Source organism: Salmonella sp. SJTUF15570, from assembly GCF_043357055.1.
Classification (GTDB): Bacteria; Pseudomonadota; Gammaproteobacteria; order Enterobacterales; family Enterobacteriaceae; genus Salmonella; species Salmonella enterica.
In genome coordinates this window covers 356,163-373,440 of the sequence record NZ_JBEUKJ010000001.1, presented here as the reverse complement: position 1 = coordinate 373,440, position 17,278 = coordinate 356,163, and the positions used below count along the sequence as shown (strand labels likewise).

16 protein-coding genes and 1 pseudogene are annotated in these 17,278 nt (G+C 38.1%); 10 read left to right on the top strand and 7 right to left on the bottom strand.

The genetic code is table 11. The features are described 5' to 3' along the window. The first annotated feature begins 177 nt into the window (after positions 1-177). The 3 genes from ABVN44_RS01980 (at position 178) to ABVN44_RS01970 (ending at position 2,926) form a co-directional block, all read left to right on the top strand. The gene (locus ABVN44_RS01980; protein WP_094204684.1) at positions 178-735 is read left to right on the top strand and encodes a hypothetical protein; all 558 of its coding nucleotides are present in this window, start codon (positions 178-180) and stop codon (positions 733-735) included. A 145-nt stretch (positions 736-880) separates the two neighbouring features. Beyond that, entirely contained in the window at positions 881-1,318 is a 438-nt protein-coding gene (locus tag ABVN44_RS01975; RefSeq protein WP_023231750.1) for a hypothetical protein, read from the top strand. A 357-nt stretch (positions 1,319-1,675) separates the two neighbouring features. Further along, a complete protein-coding gene (locus tag ABVN44_RS01970; RefSeq protein ID WP_023231751.1) occupies positions 1,676-2,926 on the top strand; it encodes a hypothetical protein in 1,251 nt (416 codons plus the stop codon). 709 nt (positions 2,927-3,635) lie between these two features. Here the strand turns inward: ABVN44_RS01970 and ABVN44_RS01965 are convergent. From ABVN44_RS01965 to ABVN44_RS01955, 3 genes are all read right to left on the bottom strand, one after another. Further along, positions 3,636-4,187 (bottom strand): hypothetical protein, encoded by a 552-nt coding sequence (locus ABVN44_RS01965; RefSeq protein WP_023231753.1) that lies wholly within the window; start codon positions 4,185-4,187, stop codon positions 3,636-3,638. A 160-nt stretch (positions 4,188-4,347) separates the two neighbouring features. Beyond that, on the bottom strand, positions 4,348-4,818 hold the full coding sequence (locus ABVN44_RS01960) for a hypothetical protein (protein WP_023231754.1): 471 nt from the start codon (positions 4,816-4,818) through the stop codon (positions 4,348-4,350). A gap of 116 nt (positions 4,819-4,934) precedes the next feature. Then, on the bottom strand, positions 4,935-5,276 hold the full coding sequence (locus ABVN44_RS01955; protein ID WP_071786839.1) for a hypothetical protein: 342 nt from the start codon (positions 5,274-5,276) through the stop codon (positions 4,935-4,937). A 289-nt stretch (positions 5,277-5,565) separates the two neighbouring features. On the opposite strand from ABVN44_RS01955, the gene ABVN44_RS01950 reads away from it, so the two are divergent. The 3 genes and pseudogenes from ABVN44_RS01950 to ABVN44_RS01940 all read left to right on the top strand — a co-directional run. After that, the gene (locus ABVN44_RS01950) at positions 5,566-6,096 is read left to right on the top strand and encodes a hypothetical protein (RefSeq protein ID WP_023231755.1); all 531 of its coding nucleotides are present in this window, start codon (positions 5,566-5,568) and stop codon (positions 6,094-6,096) included. A gap of 403 nt (positions 6,097-6,499) precedes the next feature. Continuing rightward, complete coding sequence (locus ABVN44_RS01945; protein WP_023231756.1) at positions 6,500-7,075, top strand: hypothetical protein; 576 nt, start codon at positions 6,500-6,502, stop codon at positions 7,073-7,075. Between the two features lie 193 nt (positions 7,076-7,268). After that, positions 7,269-7,389: pseudogene (locus ABVN44_RS01940) on the top strand (IS630 family transposase); the annotation flags it as partial. Between the two features lie 44 nt (positions 7,390-7,433). Here the strand turns inward: ABVN44_RS01940 and ABVN44_RS01935 are convergent. Further along, positions 7,434-8,168, bottom strand: coding sequence for an abortive infection system antitoxin AbiGi family protein (locus ABVN44_RS01935; protein WP_052895215.1), 735 nt, complete (start codon positions 8,166-8,168; stop codon positions 7,434-7,436). Positions 8,169-8,288: 120 nt separating this feature from the next. Continuing rightward, positions 8,289-9,803, bottom strand: a complete 1,515-nt coding sequence (gene mobQ, locus ABVN44_RS01930; protein ID WP_024148453.1) for a MobQ family relaxase — start codon at positions 9,801-9,803, stop codon at positions 8,289-8,291. A gap of 659 nt (positions 9,804-10,462) precedes the next feature. Between mobQ and ABVN44_RS01925 the strand changes: the two genes are divergently transcribed. The 3 genes from ABVN44_RS01925 (at position 10,463) to pilV (ending at position 13,272) form a co-directional block, all read left to right on the top strand. Then, positions 10,463-10,768: a conjugal transfer protein TraD gene (locus tag ABVN44_RS01925; protein WP_023231759.1), complete on the top strand. Its 306-nt coding sequence runs from the start codon at positions 10,463-10,465 to the stop codon at positions 10,766-10,768. A gap of 406 nt (positions 10,769-11,174) precedes the next feature. After that, a complete protein-coding gene (locus tag ABVN44_RS01920; RefSeq protein WP_023231760.1) occupies positions 11,175-11,732 on the top strand; it encodes a type 4 pilus major pilin in 558 nt (185 codons plus the stop codon). A gap of 52 nt (positions 11,733-11,784) precedes the next feature. Next, positions 11,785-13,272, top strand: a complete 1,488-nt coding sequence (pilV, locus tag ABVN44_RS01915) for a shufflon system plasmid conjugative transfer pilus tip adhesin PilV (RefSeq protein ID WP_024148454.1) — start codon at positions 11,785-11,787, stop codon at positions 13,270-13,272. 238 nt (positions 13,273-13,510) lie between these two features. Here the strand turns inward: pilV and ABVN44_RS01910 are convergent, their stop codons facing one another. Next, the gene (locus ABVN44_RS01910) at positions 13,511-14,623 is read right to left on the bottom strand and encodes an AIPR family protein (protein ID WP_023231762.1); all 1,113 of its coding nucleotides are present in this window, start codon (positions 14,621-14,623) and stop codon (positions 13,511-13,513) included. Positions 14,624-15,551: 928 nt separating this feature from the next. On the opposite strand from ABVN44_RS01910, the gene ABVN44_RS01905 reads away from it, so the two are divergent. Next, positions 15,552-15,803 carry a hypothetical protein gene (locus tag ABVN44_RS01905; RefSeq protein ID WP_000042271.1) on the top strand — a complete coding sequence of 84 codons (252 nt, stop codon included), beginning with the start codon at positions 15,552-15,554 and terminating at the stop codon, positions 15,801-15,803. A gap of 66 nt (positions 15,804-15,869) precedes the next feature. Here the strand turns inward: ABVN44_RS01905 and ABVN44_RS01900 are convergent, their stop codons facing one another. Next, positions 15,870-17,144, bottom strand: coding sequence for an integrase arm-type DNA-binding domain-containing protein (locus ABVN44_RS01900; RefSeq protein WP_023231763.1), 1,275 nt, complete (start codon positions 17,142-17,144; stop codon positions 15,870-15,872). Between the last annotated feature and the right edge of the window lie 134 nt (positions 17,145-17,278).

Below are 17,278 nucleotides of genomic sequence, written 5' to 3'. Positions count from 1 at the left end.
GTACAAAAATTTTATTAAAAAATAAAGAAAAATCCCTAATGAGAAAAATAAAAAACAAGATGCTATTTCATAAAGTCACAGATAAAAATAATTCAGTAATAATTACATTGTTTAATTTGAATATCTTTTGTTTTAATTGTATTAAGTAAGTAGTGTAAAAAGAAAAGGATAAATAAAATGAAAAACAAATCTGAGAAAAAAACGAAGAGAAGAAAAGGATGGATAAAAAATCTTACTGAATATGAACAATCAATTTTCGTTAACATGCTGAATGAAGCAGCAATGGTTAAAAGAAGATGGGTGACTAAAAAAGAAAAACGTGAAGTTATATATAGATTTCGTGATGTTGTCCTTGCTATAAGAGAAGCAAATAAAACTAACGAGGATAAAGGTAATGGTGTATCAGAACAAGAAATAGTCAATGAAGTTGATGGAGCAACATCTGATGTTGTTAAAGTTAAAAAAGAAAGAAAACCACGAGTCAGAAATATCGATGAGTATGGTCGTTTGAGAAGAGTATCATTATCAGAAAGAAAGTTCATAAATAATGCAGTATCGGAATCAACAAAAGCAAAAGAGTCAAAGTTGACAGATGAAGAACGAAGGAAAGTGTTGTGTGTTGCCCGCGAACAGATTCGTTCTCAACGTAAAGCGAATCAGATTAAAAGTGTAAGAACTAAAGCAAGACATGCTGCAGTGTTTGAATGGAAACGCCCTGATTCTCCTCGTCGCTAAAACAAAAAATTAACGTAGACGCCGTTTTTTAAATTTATTGGTGCTGTGTGGAAATGATATATTTTATGTATTATTGAAAGTTAACAACTGGTTATTAATCAACTAAATATTTAAAATATAAAAGTTTATAAATTAGGAGGGTTAAATGAATGAAGAAATGAAACTGTTATTTGATAATTGGACTACTGAACAAGATCAAAAAGTGATTGGAAAGAAGTCTGTTGATTTTTACATCAAACACAGTGATAACGATAATGTTCTCTCATTTTATGGTTCGGTTTTGTCAGGGATGGATATTGATGCTTTCTCATATACTTTACGATATCATATTGAACAATGTAGAAAATATAATATTACCTTATCAAGGGAGGATAAAACAGAAATAACACTGTCTGTATTAAATAAGCTCAAGTGTCATGAAGGCATTGCTTTTGATGAATATAGAAATAAATTGATTCATATAATTTCAGGGATGGATTACTGGGAAGCTATAAATTCAGAGTCCAATAAATACACCCTGTGGGTTGTACCACAGGATTTAAGGCTTCATTTATTTTTTTTGGATGAGATATATCGGCTTTAATATCTTTGGATACATCGAATAAAAATTCTTTATCTTCGGTAGCTTTAATCCAATTCTTCGCTTCAGATTCAGAAAGTATCCCACTTTTCACTAATGAACCATCCAGACTAAAAATATTCCACGTCTTGGATATTTCCGAACCTTCAGAATCTGTTTCAACCTTAACTTCAATATTATAACTAGACATGGCAACTCTCTTAATGATGATTTAGGAATGGATATATTAATCTGAGTTGGTTTGAAAATCTATGCTTTTTAAACACGATAAGGGGGCATTAAGTATAGTCAGAACAATTGACAATTCTTTTTTAATTTATTAATTAATAAAGAATGTAATGAATTAAAGGGAGTATTGTAATGATGAATAAACAGATTAAAATAAAGGGAATGACAGCTATATTTACTTTATGCTTTTCAACGCTATATGTAGGTAATGTTTTTTCTGCATATCCTGTCACAAACTACACTCTTGATCCTTACCTGATGGGGAGATCACCACTGTCATTAGGAAATGGTTTAATCGAAACATTAGTCTCAATGAATGACAAGTTGGCTCAGGCAAATATAACTGCCAATGAGAATCAAAAGAACACTGTTATGAGTAATGCTAACCAAGCTATACAAGAACAACGCATGAAGAATGTCTTGAAGAGAATACCTGATGCTAACGCTTGTGTGGAAGCGACTGCAGCAGGAGGTCGTGGTTCTGCTGGTTCTAACACAAATGCTGCCAAAGCTGCTTTAGCTGAAAACAGCGTAAAAATGTTTACAGGAGCAAGCACCGGCATAAATGAGGCCAAAAATAACGTGATGGGGCGAGTCTCGATTGATGTCTGTTCTGGCGAAGACGTGAAGTACAACAGAGGTGGATGTAGTGCCATAGGCCAATATCCTGACAGAGATAAATCAGCTTCATCACTGACAACCCCGCCACTATCTGTATCTGATGCTCAGGGGAATAAAGTTTCAAACCAATCTTATGACGTTAAACAGATGAAAGTGGCTGACGCTGCTAAGCGAAATCTGATTGGTAATTTACCGCTACAGCAGCTAAATGACAGGAACCTTGAGGACACGAAAGAAGGGCGCGAATACCTGTCAGCATTCTCAAGTTTTGTTGCCAGAAGCACCGCAGGAACCAATGCTGTTGATTCTATTCTGGCAATAAAGAAATCCGGGGATGTATCAGTAAACTCAAGAGGGGTAAATATAGGCTCAGGACTTGGTTCTACAGCAGGAGCAAGTCAGGCGTGGACCGATACGTCTGTGAAAACCAAGTATGCGACATTATTCCCCGGAGCAGAGTTCCCGCCTAAGCCATCGGAATGGGAAATGTTGAGGTATGAGATTTATTCTCGTTATGCGGATACCACTGGCGCTGACGCATGGCAGGTTAAAATCAGTAGCTCGGATGAAAGAGAAACAGCTCATGGGCAGGCAAGAATGCAGGCCATCGATCTAAGATTACAGATGCTTCAAATAGAAAGAACAGAAGACACAAATATTTTATTAGCCGCACTATTAGGACAACAGCTACAACCTGTTGATAAAGTGATGCTGAATAACCTGAAAATCAATGCCACAAAATCAACGCAGGCCGCTAAGTAATATGGTGGCATAATTGATAAAACTATATACGATATTTAATAGTGTAATGAATAAACTGAGAGGGAATTTTATTTTTCTTATCCTGATTTTTATTTTGTTTGATTCATGTATCAGAAACAAGCATGAGTACTTAGTTCTCGTTCCTTTGTTTTTTATTAGTGACATTTTTTCGGTGTGGCTCTCTAAGCATTTTGAGAAAAATAAGGTCTTGGTAAAGATAGCATCATTCATGATTTTCTATGGGTTAATGGCAGTGCTTGTCATGGGCTTTATAAAATCACGATGAATAAAAATCATGTTTGACAGATATTGATCTATATATTGACTATACGTATAAAAATCAAAAACAGATTACAGCTATTTAATGTTGATATATATAACAAAAGGATAAGAGTATGTCTAAAAAATATGAAGCGGTGATGCTATTTCTGAAATGTTTTCTGAGGTTTTCTTTTAACTCATTGAAATACCTGTGGTTGGTGGTAATGATGCTACTAAGTTTTTATTCATTCTGTAAATTAGCAATTTTCATACCAGTATGTGATAGTAAAGAGGTGAATAAGAATGAGCAATAACAAATGCTTTGAGCGAAATTTAAACCAGATGTAATCTGACCGAAACCTGTATAAATAGCTGGTAACTGTCATATTAATTCCGAAATAATATATCTGATGTATGTAAGGTTAGTGATGGGGAGCAGTTTTCTTTTCTACTGGTTTTTTGTTTCGTCAACTCGTTCGCTAATAAACTCTGTAAATGCAATAAGAGCTTTGCCAACAGAACAACCAGCTAAAACTATTTGGCCAAAAATCCATGTGGCGTTGTTATGATCTAGAACTGGAGCATCTTTGTGAAAGAACAATACGCAGCCAATAGCTGTTCCAGTAAATAATATTGTATCATTTAAATTTTTAAATGATTTGCCTCTAATTATATAAAGTAACCATATAACAGTTCCTATAAATAAAAAGATCCCTACATCAACATAATTGTCCGGTGGAGAAATCATGCGCGGCTGTGTTGAGTTCATAAATTTAATAATCACATAAAGCAAGAATCCAATAAAAGGGACTAGAATAAAGATTAGTGAAAAATCTAACAAAATAGATTTTGCTTGCCGGTTTTTTAGGCCATTACTATGATTTTGTATATCATCATCACTATTTTTTATATCTTGCCTACTCAACTCTTCGGTGGATTCACTATACTCAACCAGTGTATGTTTGTATGATTTTATATACCGCTTTTTCTCATGAGACATGCGGATGATTTCATAAGATAAATGATTGGATTTAGATGTGTTTGTAGGAGATACGACCGGGTAGTATCTTATTGAAATTAATAGTCGTTATAAAAACAATTAGTTTCTTCTTGTGGTGTTTGTTATTACATAATGATCACCATATACTATGTTTCATATGTTATGGCTTGTTTTTTAGCTCGCGTTTAGCATAAGGGAATTCCAAAACGCTATCACCGATATTATTTTGGGATACAGCATTCCACCATTTTTCACGATACTCAGGCATATTACAGCGGTCTCGTTGTCGTTGGATTTCGTCAAGAATATCCTCCTTGCGCTCGGGCCATTGTTCTTGGAGGCGATCAAGCGTTGTCTTAAAAATATTCCTTTGAAGGGCTATTTTATAGAAGTTATGTTTAAATCCTTCCAACTGTTGCTCATACCCATCCATCACCCTCTTATGACTGGCTATGGTTTGGTTAAGACGCATCTGCAGATTACGGGCTTTGTCATTAGCCATTGATGCTTCAAACTGAGCCTGTTGAGAATCCAGTCTTGCCTCGTTAGCTTGCTGATATGAATCTACAATCTCTCTGTTGCGTTGTGCCGCATTATAATCATAATTCCAGAATGGGTTTTTCCCAGACATAAATATACCTCACTTTTAAATATTATATGTGTATATAATTAAACATTAATGTATTAAAAAGCAAATAAATTTGTTAATTAACATAAATAATTTATATTTTATTTAAATCCTCTTTTTTAATAATTAACAACATGAGTATTGAAAATATCAATCCATTGTTCACAAACATCATAAGTTTGAGCGTTTGATGGGATTTTGAATTTCCATGAGGGGATTAATATATCTTCAGTAAGAACACATATTTCGGCATCATCGGATTCAGTTGTTGGCAAGGTATAGTTGACTTCTCTGATGTCGCAATAATTGTAGACAGAAAAGTTATTCAGCTCCTTATTAAAGAGCCGCACAGAACAATTTTTCAAATCAATCGAGAATCCAGATAGTCCGAACTCATAAGACAAAACGGAACCATCGGGTTCTGCATGAGTGCTATCTGTTCGGTTGTTTGTGGTTTGCATTCCTACCTCGCCTGATCCTTCTGAACTGCCTCGGCCCAAGCATAACATTCTAAATTTCTAACGCAAGCAATCGATCGGTATAACAGATCGATAAGTTAATTATGATAGTTAAAGTCTATCAATTGATCGCCATCGATCGATATAAATAATATGACGAACAGAAAAATTAATTTAATTATATCAATTTGTTAGTGGTTTTTATTAAGAGCGAAAGTCGGTTCTCTCCTTGTATGGCGCTTGTTCACGTCCTGCGGGACGGTACTGTTCGCTATCACAAAGGAGATAGGGCATGAAGATGATTTTACTCGTTGCTGGCGCAGCTCTGGCACTGGCGGGATGTGGTGAAAAAGGTGATTTCGAGAAAGCGATCAACGCGAAGATCGGGCAGAACAAATACTGTTTCTCGCTGGATAACAACAACACCAGTTTCCCCATCCGTCTTGCCAAACCACGATTTGATCAGACTGGAACAGGGACGAATTCAGTGATCCTCGATGGATTTGTTGAGCAGGGCCTGATGGTTTTTGAACAGGGCTATGATTCGAACGTATTAGGGATAACAGAAGAAGGCAAAAAAGCTAAAGTCTGGAGCACAACAGATGGTGCTTGTGTAGGTCGTCGTGCTGTTGACGAGATCAAGGAATGGACGGAACCGGGTAACGGCGGTCAGAAGGTTGTTCGCGTATCTTATACATGGAAGCTTACTAACGTTCCGAGCTGGATTGACAAAAAGGCGTTCGCCAACGTTAAAGGGATGAATGAACCTGCTGATAGTGCAATTAATCTCTTTAAAACCAGCAATGGCTGGAAAGCTAACTAAAAGGATGCTGGATCGTTAAATGCCCCTGTTGATCAGTGGAAAGCAAGAGTGGGGGCATGTTGGCACGAGCTGAGTCACATGTTTTATATGAAATGTATCCGCAGTGGTATGCATCATTGATGCATCCAGTTATCTTTTGGTTTGTCTTCCCTCAATGTAGTGTCAAAAGGCATGGCTGATGCTGCTATCAGCCTACCTGCCATTGCCGTAATAGGTTTTGCTGAAGGAAAAATGTTGTTTTGATGAAATGATCTTACCCATGTAATACCATTCTGACGAATGCTGACATTATTAATTTCAACGAAATCACGGTAGAGAACTTTCTGAATGTGTGACTCCAATAAATTGAAAAAAATGAATGGTGTGATATAATACCAACTTATACGCGTGGAGATAATAATAAATGGCCTTACCGAAAGAATGTAGAGTTGAAAGATCTAAGTATTTAGAAGAACAATATAAGAAGTATCAAATAACAGAACTTGAAAACTTAACCACTGAAGATTTTAGAGTGTTGGGGATGTATATACAGACATATTGTTTTATTGAGTTGAATATACAGAGAATATTTCAAAAACTTAAGGAAAATGGAATTATAAAAATAAAGAAAGGCACTAAAATCAATGTTCCTTATATAATGGATATGTTGAAAAAGTCGATTAATCAGGTGATCACAGAGCCATCAGAGATTTCTCTTTTTATTGAGAATCTAGGAGAGATAGAGCTTCGTAGAAGTTATAGAAATATTTTTGCGCATTGGGCGGCGAAGCGAATACCTAAAGAAGACGCTATGGTTTTTATTACCAGTAATGCGCAGGATTATAAAAAAGTGATTGGTAAAGAAATGAACTCAGATTACATTGCTTATGCTATTTTAGACATTGCTGATATTCGTGGTTTAATAGTTCATTTGCTCGAATATGATAAATGGCTAGCTGAATTCACCGGGCATCTCTATAGCAAGTTTCAGGATGAATAAAGATAAAATGTCTCCTCTTTTAGGATATAGGGGGAATGGAAATTTATAAATTTTGTGAAAAAACCAGTTTGTTATTATGTTAAGTGTTTTTTGTTTTGAAAAAAATTATATTTCACTTTTGCTAGAGTGATTATATACCCGTGATCATTGAAGGTGCTTAATTTTAAGGCAACAGGAGATCATAATGACCTCCATGAAAATGTTTATCACTGGTCAACAAAAAAACTGATCTTGAGCGTCTTTATGACTCCAGTCGTGATAAACGCGTTTGTAATTGTATTAACGCTATTCTTCTTATTTCCGAGGGTTGGAGTTAGACCATGATCGCACTATAAGAAACTCTGACTAATTTACATATTTATAGATCATCTTCGATTTGAGATGTATAAAATACTTTGCTAATTAGTTTATCATTAACATCACACCCTTGGGATCTTAACTTCTCTAGAAAAGGTATAAGATCCTTTTCCTTTTCTAACATTATGTATTTTATATCATCTATTGTAAATTTAAGATGGATGTGTTTTATCTTGTCATTGAGTTTTTCTTTTTTCTTCTTTGTATCAATATTTTTTTGTAATACAATAGGGATTATATTTGTACTACTCTTTGGGACATATCTCCATTCCATTTCATCAGCAAAACAATAATTATTATCCTGTTGTTCATCTCGAATCAATGGACCAGTATGATTTTTAATATATCTCAATATATTGGATAAAGAATTATAACTTTCCTTAGTAATAACTGAATCATCTTTAATATTTCGAATTTGCTCATCTAATTGAGGGAAGACGTTAGAGTGTTCACTTACATAAAATACGGGGTTAAGATTGTTTCGGGTGATCCAATCATACGTTAATCCGATGCCATAGCTTCCATACTTCTGAGTATGCTCTGATAAAAGGGATAATCTAATATTACAGAAAGAAACCATTGGGATTCCAAAGTATCTTATCTTTTGTTGGTTTTTCCCATAGATTGTTTCTCTTGCATAAGAGGGGCGAAAAAATTTGCATGTAATTATTGATTCTAATTTTTCAATGTCGTTGGTAAAGTGGAAGAAAGTTTTCGGGTATAGACTTTTACTCATGATATGATCCATCTAATTTATAACATCTGTTTATTATATAATGACGATGTTTTATTATAAAGATTTTTATGTAATATTTTATTTAAATTTAATAATGTTAAAAAATTATAATGATAAATTTTATTTTCCATCTCTGTACTGTTTTTTATGTTTCAATGCCGCCGAATAACCCGTTTTTGGATGTTTTGAGGATATAGATGGTGTGAGATTCATACTGCTTTCTTCTTTATACTGTTCATTATTAGGGCGACTTGGAAAACGAACAATCTTGTCATTATCTGATACGTTTCCACAGAACCCTGATTGTGGTGATGTTTGGTCATTGTTAAATTTAGTGAGTTTTTCAAACTCAGCGCGTGAAACATACACACCCAATACCTCATCAAAGACATAGTTTTCGGCAATACGCTTATCATGGTCAGCGTCAGTGGTATCGTTTTTCCTTTTGGCCCATACAAATCTCTCTTTTAAGAAATCCACGATGAGTAGCGTGAAACGTTTAAACAAACCGCTCTGACGGGGCTTAGTCTGTTTCCTACTCCTCACAGGAGCACGGTTCATCGCTCTGGTGTTTTGAAGAGATGGGTTTTTCAATTTAGTAGATGTATTTGGTTCAGGCGCAACCAGAACAGGTGATTTCTTCCCTGCAGCACTAACCTTACTGACTTTATTGGGATCACGGTAAGATTTTGCTGCTGGTCTTCTGCTTATGGATGGTGTCGCCATAGCAGGTTGCTGTTCTACTGTTGCCGGGGAGTCAGGGATAACAATCTCTTGTGGTTCAGCAAGATGTGTAATCGTAAAGCTTCTTACATCAACCACGATTTCCAGTGGTAGCTCACAGAATGTGGTGTAGACCTTCTTTGCTTCCTCAATTTGATGATCGCGTTGAGCTTGTTCAGCGGCTCGCTGTTCCTGAGACTCTTTGTCATTCCATTTAGCACGATGAACACGTTGCATTGCCGGGCGGTTTGTTTCTGTTGCTTTGGCAAGCCAGAATGCTTTCTCTTCAGCGCTGAATGCTTCTTCTGCTTGAGCAAGGGCATCAGCACATTGTGTCCTGAGAGAACGGTGATCGATACGTTCTTCACTGCCTGCGGTCTCAAGGTAGCTGTTTGACATCGTAGCCCACGACTCACGCCACTGGAGCATCATCTTCTTATCATTCCAGCTTCTGTCTTTTTTACCGAAGCCAGCAGCGGTGATAGTTTTCAGGGTTAACATAACGTGAGCATGGGGATTTTTACTATCCAGATCATGAAATGCGATATCAGCTATCATCCCCTTATCAACAAAGTTCTTCTGGCAGTATTCAGCAACTAATTTTTTCTTGTCATCGTTGTTGAGTTCAATAGGTATAGCAACATCAAAATAACGGGCTGTTTGACCGTTATTCTGGCGTTCCACTCTTTCAACTTCATTCCAGAGTGCTGAGGAACTTTCAACAATGTGAGCAGGTGCTGAAACAGGGGCTAATAAAATATGACCATGAAGATCTGTTCTGTGGCTGAAATCAAATGTTTCGCCAATGCGATCATCTGTAATACGTGTACGGGCATGGTAGGCAGCTTTCGCAACGGAAGTCATGCCTTCGCTTCGTTTCACAATTTTAAAATCCAGATGAAAAATCGCCATTAAAAATATAACCTCAAATATAAATGCTGCTGTTAGTTTTTCGCAAGAAAAACTTCGGGGTTGACCTTGACCTTGACCTTGACCTTGACCTTGGTTTTGCTTTTAGCCTGCGGCAGCAACCGTCGGTAGACCCCACACACTGCGTAGCAGTGTGTAGGTGGGCATTGTCTTTAAAAAATAAGCCAATGTAAAAACTCCCCCTTAGTTAATTAATACGAAATATACTGATAGTTGTAAAATGATGCGTTAAATTAAACGACACGAACTGGATTAAAGGTGTAGGTTTCACGTCCGAAGGGAAAAAATAAAGAAAAGGCCCGTAAGGGCAAAAGAAGTATTAATTGTTCCCGCCGAAAGGCGGGATAGCTAAAATTGAAGAAAAAAGCTAATAAAACGGAGAGTGTTATGTGTTGCACAATTCACAGGTTGAGGTTGAAAAATAGAGTTTAAAGCTGATAGGTGAAAATAAAATAACAAAAGTACAAAAATAAGTAACGCGGAGAGTGCCAGATGTTTTGTGTTAGTGATTACTATCGCATGTATTGCACTATTTTATTTATGGATGCTCCAGAACTATTCCTTCTGACAAAACGGTGTAAATTTGACGTTATTTACCTTTGTGATAATTAAATACGTATAAACAATAAGAGGTAATAATCATGGATAATGAAACTAAAAGATCAAGAACAGAAAAAACATTAAAACAAAAGGTGGCATTTGCTCAACTTGAACTTAACCGCCTTAAATCAATGGAGAAATCAGAGCAAAAGAAAGTTGAAACAAGGCTAAAAATTATTCTTGGCGCGGAAGTGGCTAAGGTTATGAATTGTGGCATCGAACAGGTGGATAAAGAACTTGTTATGGGTATTTTACTTTCTGCTCCTCAGTTGAATGATATTGAAAGAATCAAATATATAAAAGCAGGGAGATGGTTTCTTGCTCAAATGGATGGCAGACAAAAATAAAAAAGATTAAATAAATTTCATGGCAGGGGTTGATATCTAATTAATATCTGTTATCTATATAGAAGAACAGAACGCAGGATAATCCTTTATTAATACATATTTTTTCCTTTTCAATCAATCATGCGTTCTGTTCGACCAGTAATCTGTTAATTTTTATCTTTATGCAGTAGATATTATTATTATTTTTTCATCGGATATAATTATATACCTCATGAAGAGGTGATAATGACAAACGCTGTGATAGTAAATGTTGTATTTAAATCTCCCAAAAGGCAAAGAGCGATCTTTGCCTTTTTTAATTCATCCGTCTGTCAGACAGAGTTAAATATATCTTGTTATTTCTATTGCCAGATATGAGAGAAGCGTTATAACAGAAGGTATCATTAAAACAAAAAAGGAGATAATAATGGTTTTATTAAATAGTAAAAGAAAAAGCAAGAAAGGTTTCTCACTACTCGAACTATTACTTGTGTTAGGTATCATTGCGGCATTAGTCGTTGCGGCTTTTATTGTGTATCCAAAGGTTCAGGCTTCACAAAGAGCGCAAGCGGAAAGTAATAACATAGCCACCATACAGGCAGGTGTTAAAGCACTCTATACGTCAGCATCCAGCTTTACCGGATTAACGAACACAGTAGCTGTTCAGGCAAAAATCTTCCCTGACAATATGCTAAGTGGAACAGGCAATGCAGCTAAACCAATTAACGCTTTCAAAGGGAATGTGACGCTGGCTGCGGCAGCTACAGGACCATCATCAGCGGCTGGCTCTTCTTTCACTATCACATACGATAATGTGCCAGCAGCAGAGTGTGTGAAGATTGCGACAGCGGCAGCAGGTAATTTTTACATTACTACAGTTGGAACCAAGGTTGTTAAAGCCGCAGGAGGAACGCTCGATGTGGCAGCTACCGCAGCAGCCTGTAATAACGCCACAAGTAATACATTAGTTTTCACGTCTATTTAATGAAGAGGGCGCTTGCCCTTTTCTGGTGATTTTTTAAATGGGAGAGATAATTATGATAAGGAAAAAAGGATTTACATTATTAGAGGTTATTATCGTGTTGGGCGTCGGGAGCCTTATTGCTTTTATGAAGTTTCAGGATATGAGAAACAATCAGGAAACGGCTATGGCTGAAAACGTCGGAATACAAATGAAACAGCTTGGTGAGGCGGTTAACCGTTATATCAGTATTCGATACGACAAGGTTTCAACATTGTCATCCACCAACAATCAGAGCAGCGATCCGGGTCCAAGAACCTGTTCGGCTAATGGCTGTGAAATCACTTATCAGACGTTGATTAATGAAGGATTGTTGCCCGTAGGCTATACCGGAACCAATGCGCAAAAGTCCACGTATAAGATTTTGTTGAAGCGTTCAGGAACAGCGCCTGATTACGTGATTAATGGCCTGATAACAACCAGTAGTCCTTGGAAAGAAGGTGGGCGCATTCGCTATGACCTGCTGGGTAAAGCGGTTCAGGCTGCGGGTGTTGATGGTGGTATGAGCAGAAGCACCAAGATCGCTTCTGGCTATGGTGGTCAGTGGAGTGAGAATTCAGGGAACTACAGCAATATTACTGATGGTGGATTGCTGGCTTACCGCGTGGGCTATAACTCTTCTATGTATTCTGTTTACCTGCGTCGTGATGGAACATTGCCAATGACTGGCGATCTGAATCTTGGCGGTAAGAGCATCAAAAATATCCAAGACATTACGGCATCAGGAACAACAACGACCGGAACACTTAATACAACGGGTAAAGCGTCTGTTGCATCAGATCTTGCTGTTGGTGGAACCTCGACTCTGAACGGGCAGGTGAATATCAATAATAACCTGAAAGTGAAATCCGACACCTATCTGAACACGCTTTCTACAACCGGACTGGCGAAGTTCGGAGGACGTATAGCAACCAACGGACTCAATCCCAACGATCTACCGTCAGGATGGGCTGGAGGTGTGCGCACCTATGACTTGTATGCGTCTGGAACTGTTGGGGCTGGAGCCGGGAAAACGGTCAATGCTTATATGAACAGCGCGGGTAATATTTTCGCGTCAGGAAATCTTACCGCTGGAACGATAAAATCCAATGGGACAATTGAATCAGCCGGAAGAGTTAAAGTCGGTGAGTATCTTCATCTGAACGGTCAGGCAACGTTAAATGCAAAATGTACGCCTAATGGTCTGGTGGGGCGAGACAGTGAGGGGAAAGTATTATCTTGCGCTAGTGGTAAATGGAAAAATGTTTCTGCAGGGGCTGGTTTGTATTCCGTGACGTTCCAATATAATCCTGCTGCTGGTTCTTATGGATATAATCCAGCGACTTGTATAACCAAAAATCCAGATACAAATGCATGCTCTTGCCCTTCAGGAGCAAATGCTGTGGAGCTAATGCCTTCATTTACAACATATTCTTATGAGTCAGGGGGCGGAAGTCCGGGTCATGGCGCAGGCCCTACGACTCATACTGTAAATAAATATTATATGTTATATCAGTGTCGTTAATTTATGTTTGATATTACAATATAGGAAAGTGACCCTATAACGTTCCTAACAGAACTACAGATGATTGTTCTTGTTCATTATGGCTAAACAGTATTTTGATAAATACGGATTCACAACAGTCATGTAGTGGTGGTAAAACGATCACTGTAGAACATATACCAAATATTTTTATGCTTGTGTTTAAATTTTACTTCCAAAAAGTAATACATTATAAAAGTATTGGTTTTTATAATGTATCCTATTGCCCCGGCGCTTCGTCGAGATCAATAATGGAGGCATCGCCAGATGTATCATTTGGCCCAGAACGTAGCAACTGATATTGATATCCTTCAATTGCAATTTCTTTCGAAAGTCGGTGTTGTTCAGGACGCTGAGAGGCAAAATCTCTACCCAATACTCTATTTTGGAAGTTATTTGCCTTTGTTATAGAATTTGCAATGTCTTCATTTCCTGATAATTTTATGAAGCGAGCTGATATTTTTATATTAGATAAGTTTTCCCCCACAGACCCGGCCATCATGCCTAAACTACTTACAGTTTGAGCACCATTAATTACACTTACGTCAGTAAAACGGAAGCATCCTCTTTCGAAGCCTCTGGATGCATTACGTCTATGTGGTTCAACACTATTAACCAAGAGAGTGATACCATTATTGTAATACCAAAATAATTCAGGATTTTGTGATGCGGTTACTTTAATTGCATCGTTAACTTCTGTTTTTCCTAATAAATTTCTTATATTTTTAGTAAATAATCTGGTTCCATATATTTTCCACCAATCAGCAATTTGGTCTCCACTTACTAAACCATAAAATGCTTGATGTGGTTCATCTATTTGTCCATATTTTTCTATTTCTACGTCATCTAAATCTACACTGCTTCTTGTTCCTGCGGCTAACCATTGCTGAATATCTTCTGCTGAGACAAGATGCACTTGGAATGGTAAGTCATCATTGGGGGTATTATCCGCAATCAAAGATGCTAAATTAAGTTCTCTTTGCCATTGCTTCATGTCAGACAATATGTTCTCGGCAGCACCTTTTTTACCAGTATGCATCATTACAAATAAAAATTTATAATCAAAAGATGATAGTGCCATTGAAATATCTGACTGTTTTTCTCTCAATATTTCATCAAATCTTTCATACTCTTCGCTCTGCAATTTATCGCATGCATTTTTGAAAGATAAAAAATCTGAGTTGGACCAAGTGCCATTTCCTGCTTCCCTTTTATGTATAAAATCTTGATACCTATTCCGTAATAAATTACCTATCCTCTGGGCAGTAATTTTGGCTGTGGCTGATGGAGGAGCCGCATTGTCTTCTATAGATAACTCATTAACAAAACTCATCTTATATATCCTGTAATGTATTTTTTATGAATGGTATGCCTTACATGGTGAATATATAAATTAAGTAATGTAAAAACATGTTATATTTGTTTCTTTATTTGAAATACAAAGGAGTTATCATATATTATGAGATTATCCTATAGGGCAAACGACATATGCCATTCGACTATTCATAATGTTCAATGACTTTATAAGCATGAATAGATAATAATTGTTTTTACTTCTCAGATATGTTTCAACCCCGATGAAGAGTTTAAATGTGTTAGGATGCACTATGACATATCAAATTGAAGCAATTTGTCCATGCTGTAAGAAAGTCGCAAGCGGCGACCTAAATAAAATAGAAAATTTGTTCGGGTTTAGAACAGTGAATGGAGAGCGTTTAATACCTCAGTCGTATTGCCGGGATTGTCGCCGATTAAGGTGTTCACCAAATAATAAACTTTGTGGTGCATAAATCGTATAATCGCGATTCATGATGCGATCACCAGCACGGTAGTTTTGTGCTGGTGACTTTCAAACGAAATAGTTAAACCTTGGCAAGGCAATACTCCGATCAATCATCCATCAGCGACACCCGCTTAGGCCACAACGTCTCACGTTGATACGCTGCCTCAGCCTTATCTGCCAACTGGTGAGCTAACGCATGTTCAATGACCTTCCCCGCGTAATGTAAATACGGCCCTGATTTTCAGAAGACAACAATTTCAGGAAGATAGTGAGCTTTTAGCGTATCTTGTTCTGGTTAGACAAAATATTTTTATAAATAAAATCAATTAACTACATTTGTACTGTGATTTTATACAGCAATATTGTTGTCTTTAGTGGAATTAAGGCTTATAAAGAACATGGTTATCACTGCATGTAGTGATTTTTTTTGATGAAAACACTACATAAGTGATGTTCATGACTTTTGGGGATTCGTTTAATGAGTAAAAACGTAAAACAGACTTCTGAAAATGTGGCTTCCACTGCTGCAAAAACGCTGACTGATCCTAATGCCTCAGCCATCCAGAAAAGCCTTGCCGGTTCCGCGCTTTCTCAACGTGGGACGTCAAACCAGACCAGTGGCAAAATGGAACATAAGGCTTCCTCAGCTCTTGATAACCCACGCTCCAGCGAGTTAACGAAGCAACTTGCAGCCTCTGTTTTGGCACAATCAAACAAAGGGCGTAAGTGATAGGTAGCAGGGAGAGTAAAACCTCCCTGTATTTTTTATTGCGATTGTTTACTTGCGGGAAGGCGATTATTGTTTCTGAGCAAACTCAAACGGCCTGACCATTCCATCCCTATTCGCATCAAGAAAATCAGCCCACCACTGGAGCATCAGGCGGCGTTGGTCAAGGTGTTTGGCCTTATGGGTATAGGCAGCGCGAACGCTGTTGCTTTCCTTGTGGCTCATTTGAAGCTCCACAGCGTCTTCTGACCATAGGCCAGACTCAATTAAGGCGCTACATGCCAGTGTGCGGAAGCCATGACCGCAGATGTCCTGTGTGGTGTCATAGCCCATCTTACGCAGCGCCTTGTTTATGGTGTTTTCACTCATGGGTTTGAATGAGTCATAACATCCAGTAAAAATTAATCCGGCTTCGTTACCTTCTTCATAGGTAAGCTGGCGGATCTCTTTCAGTATCTTAAGAGCCTGCCTGCAAAGGGGAACGAAGTGCTGACGTTTCATTTTAGCCCCACGAGTCGAGTGCTTGACGTTTTCAATCGCTTCCCGCTGTTCGGGGATCACCCATAACTTGCTTTTGAAGTCGATTTCCGACCACCGGGCGAAACGAAGTTCGCTGGAACGAATGAAGATCAGCAGATTGAGTTTAATCGCCAGTGTAGTCAGTCCACGCCCTTTGTAGGCATCAATACGTTCAAGCAGTAGCGGGATCTCTTCCAGCTCCAGTGCAGGGCGGTGTTCCGTCTCTGGTTTCTGGACAGCGCCTTCCATATCATAGGCCGGATTATGACGCATAAGCTTTTGCTGGACGGCATGACGTAGGATCGCGGTGATGTATTGCTTAATCCGCATGGCAATTTCAAGGTAGCCGAGTGTTTCCGCTTTTTTGACCGGGACAAGCAGATCACCCGTATCCAGTTCTGAAACGTTTCTGTCGCCTATATCCGGGAAGACATAGGTTTCAAGGCGCTTCCAGACAGTATCGGCGTAATCTTCTGACCATTTTGTTTTGGTGGCAAACCAGCTTTTGGCGACGACACGGAACGAGCGGGTTTTATCCCGCTTCTCCTGAAGGACTTTTTCATCAGCCTGTTTTTTAGCGTTCGGGTCAATCCCCTGAGCCAGCAGCCTTTTGGCCTCGTCCCGGCGTTGTCTGGCATCGGCAAGTGAAACCGCAGGGTAAACCCCAATGGAAAACACCTTCTGTTTGCCATCAAAGCGATAGCCTGACTGCCAGTATTTTGAACCGTTAGGATGCACCAGCAGATAGAGGCCAAACCCGTCAGTGAGCTTGACGGCCTTTTCCGATGGTCTGGTATTTTTTACTTTGGTATCAGTAAGTGACATGACGGTTCCCTCCGCGTGCTGGTAAAACACAAATCGAACCAGCTTTACCAGCATTTTTACCAGCAAAAGGGTATGGCTTCGAGTGGTTTTTAGTGAACGAGAGTGAACCTGAAGAAGGGAATAACCAGTTGATA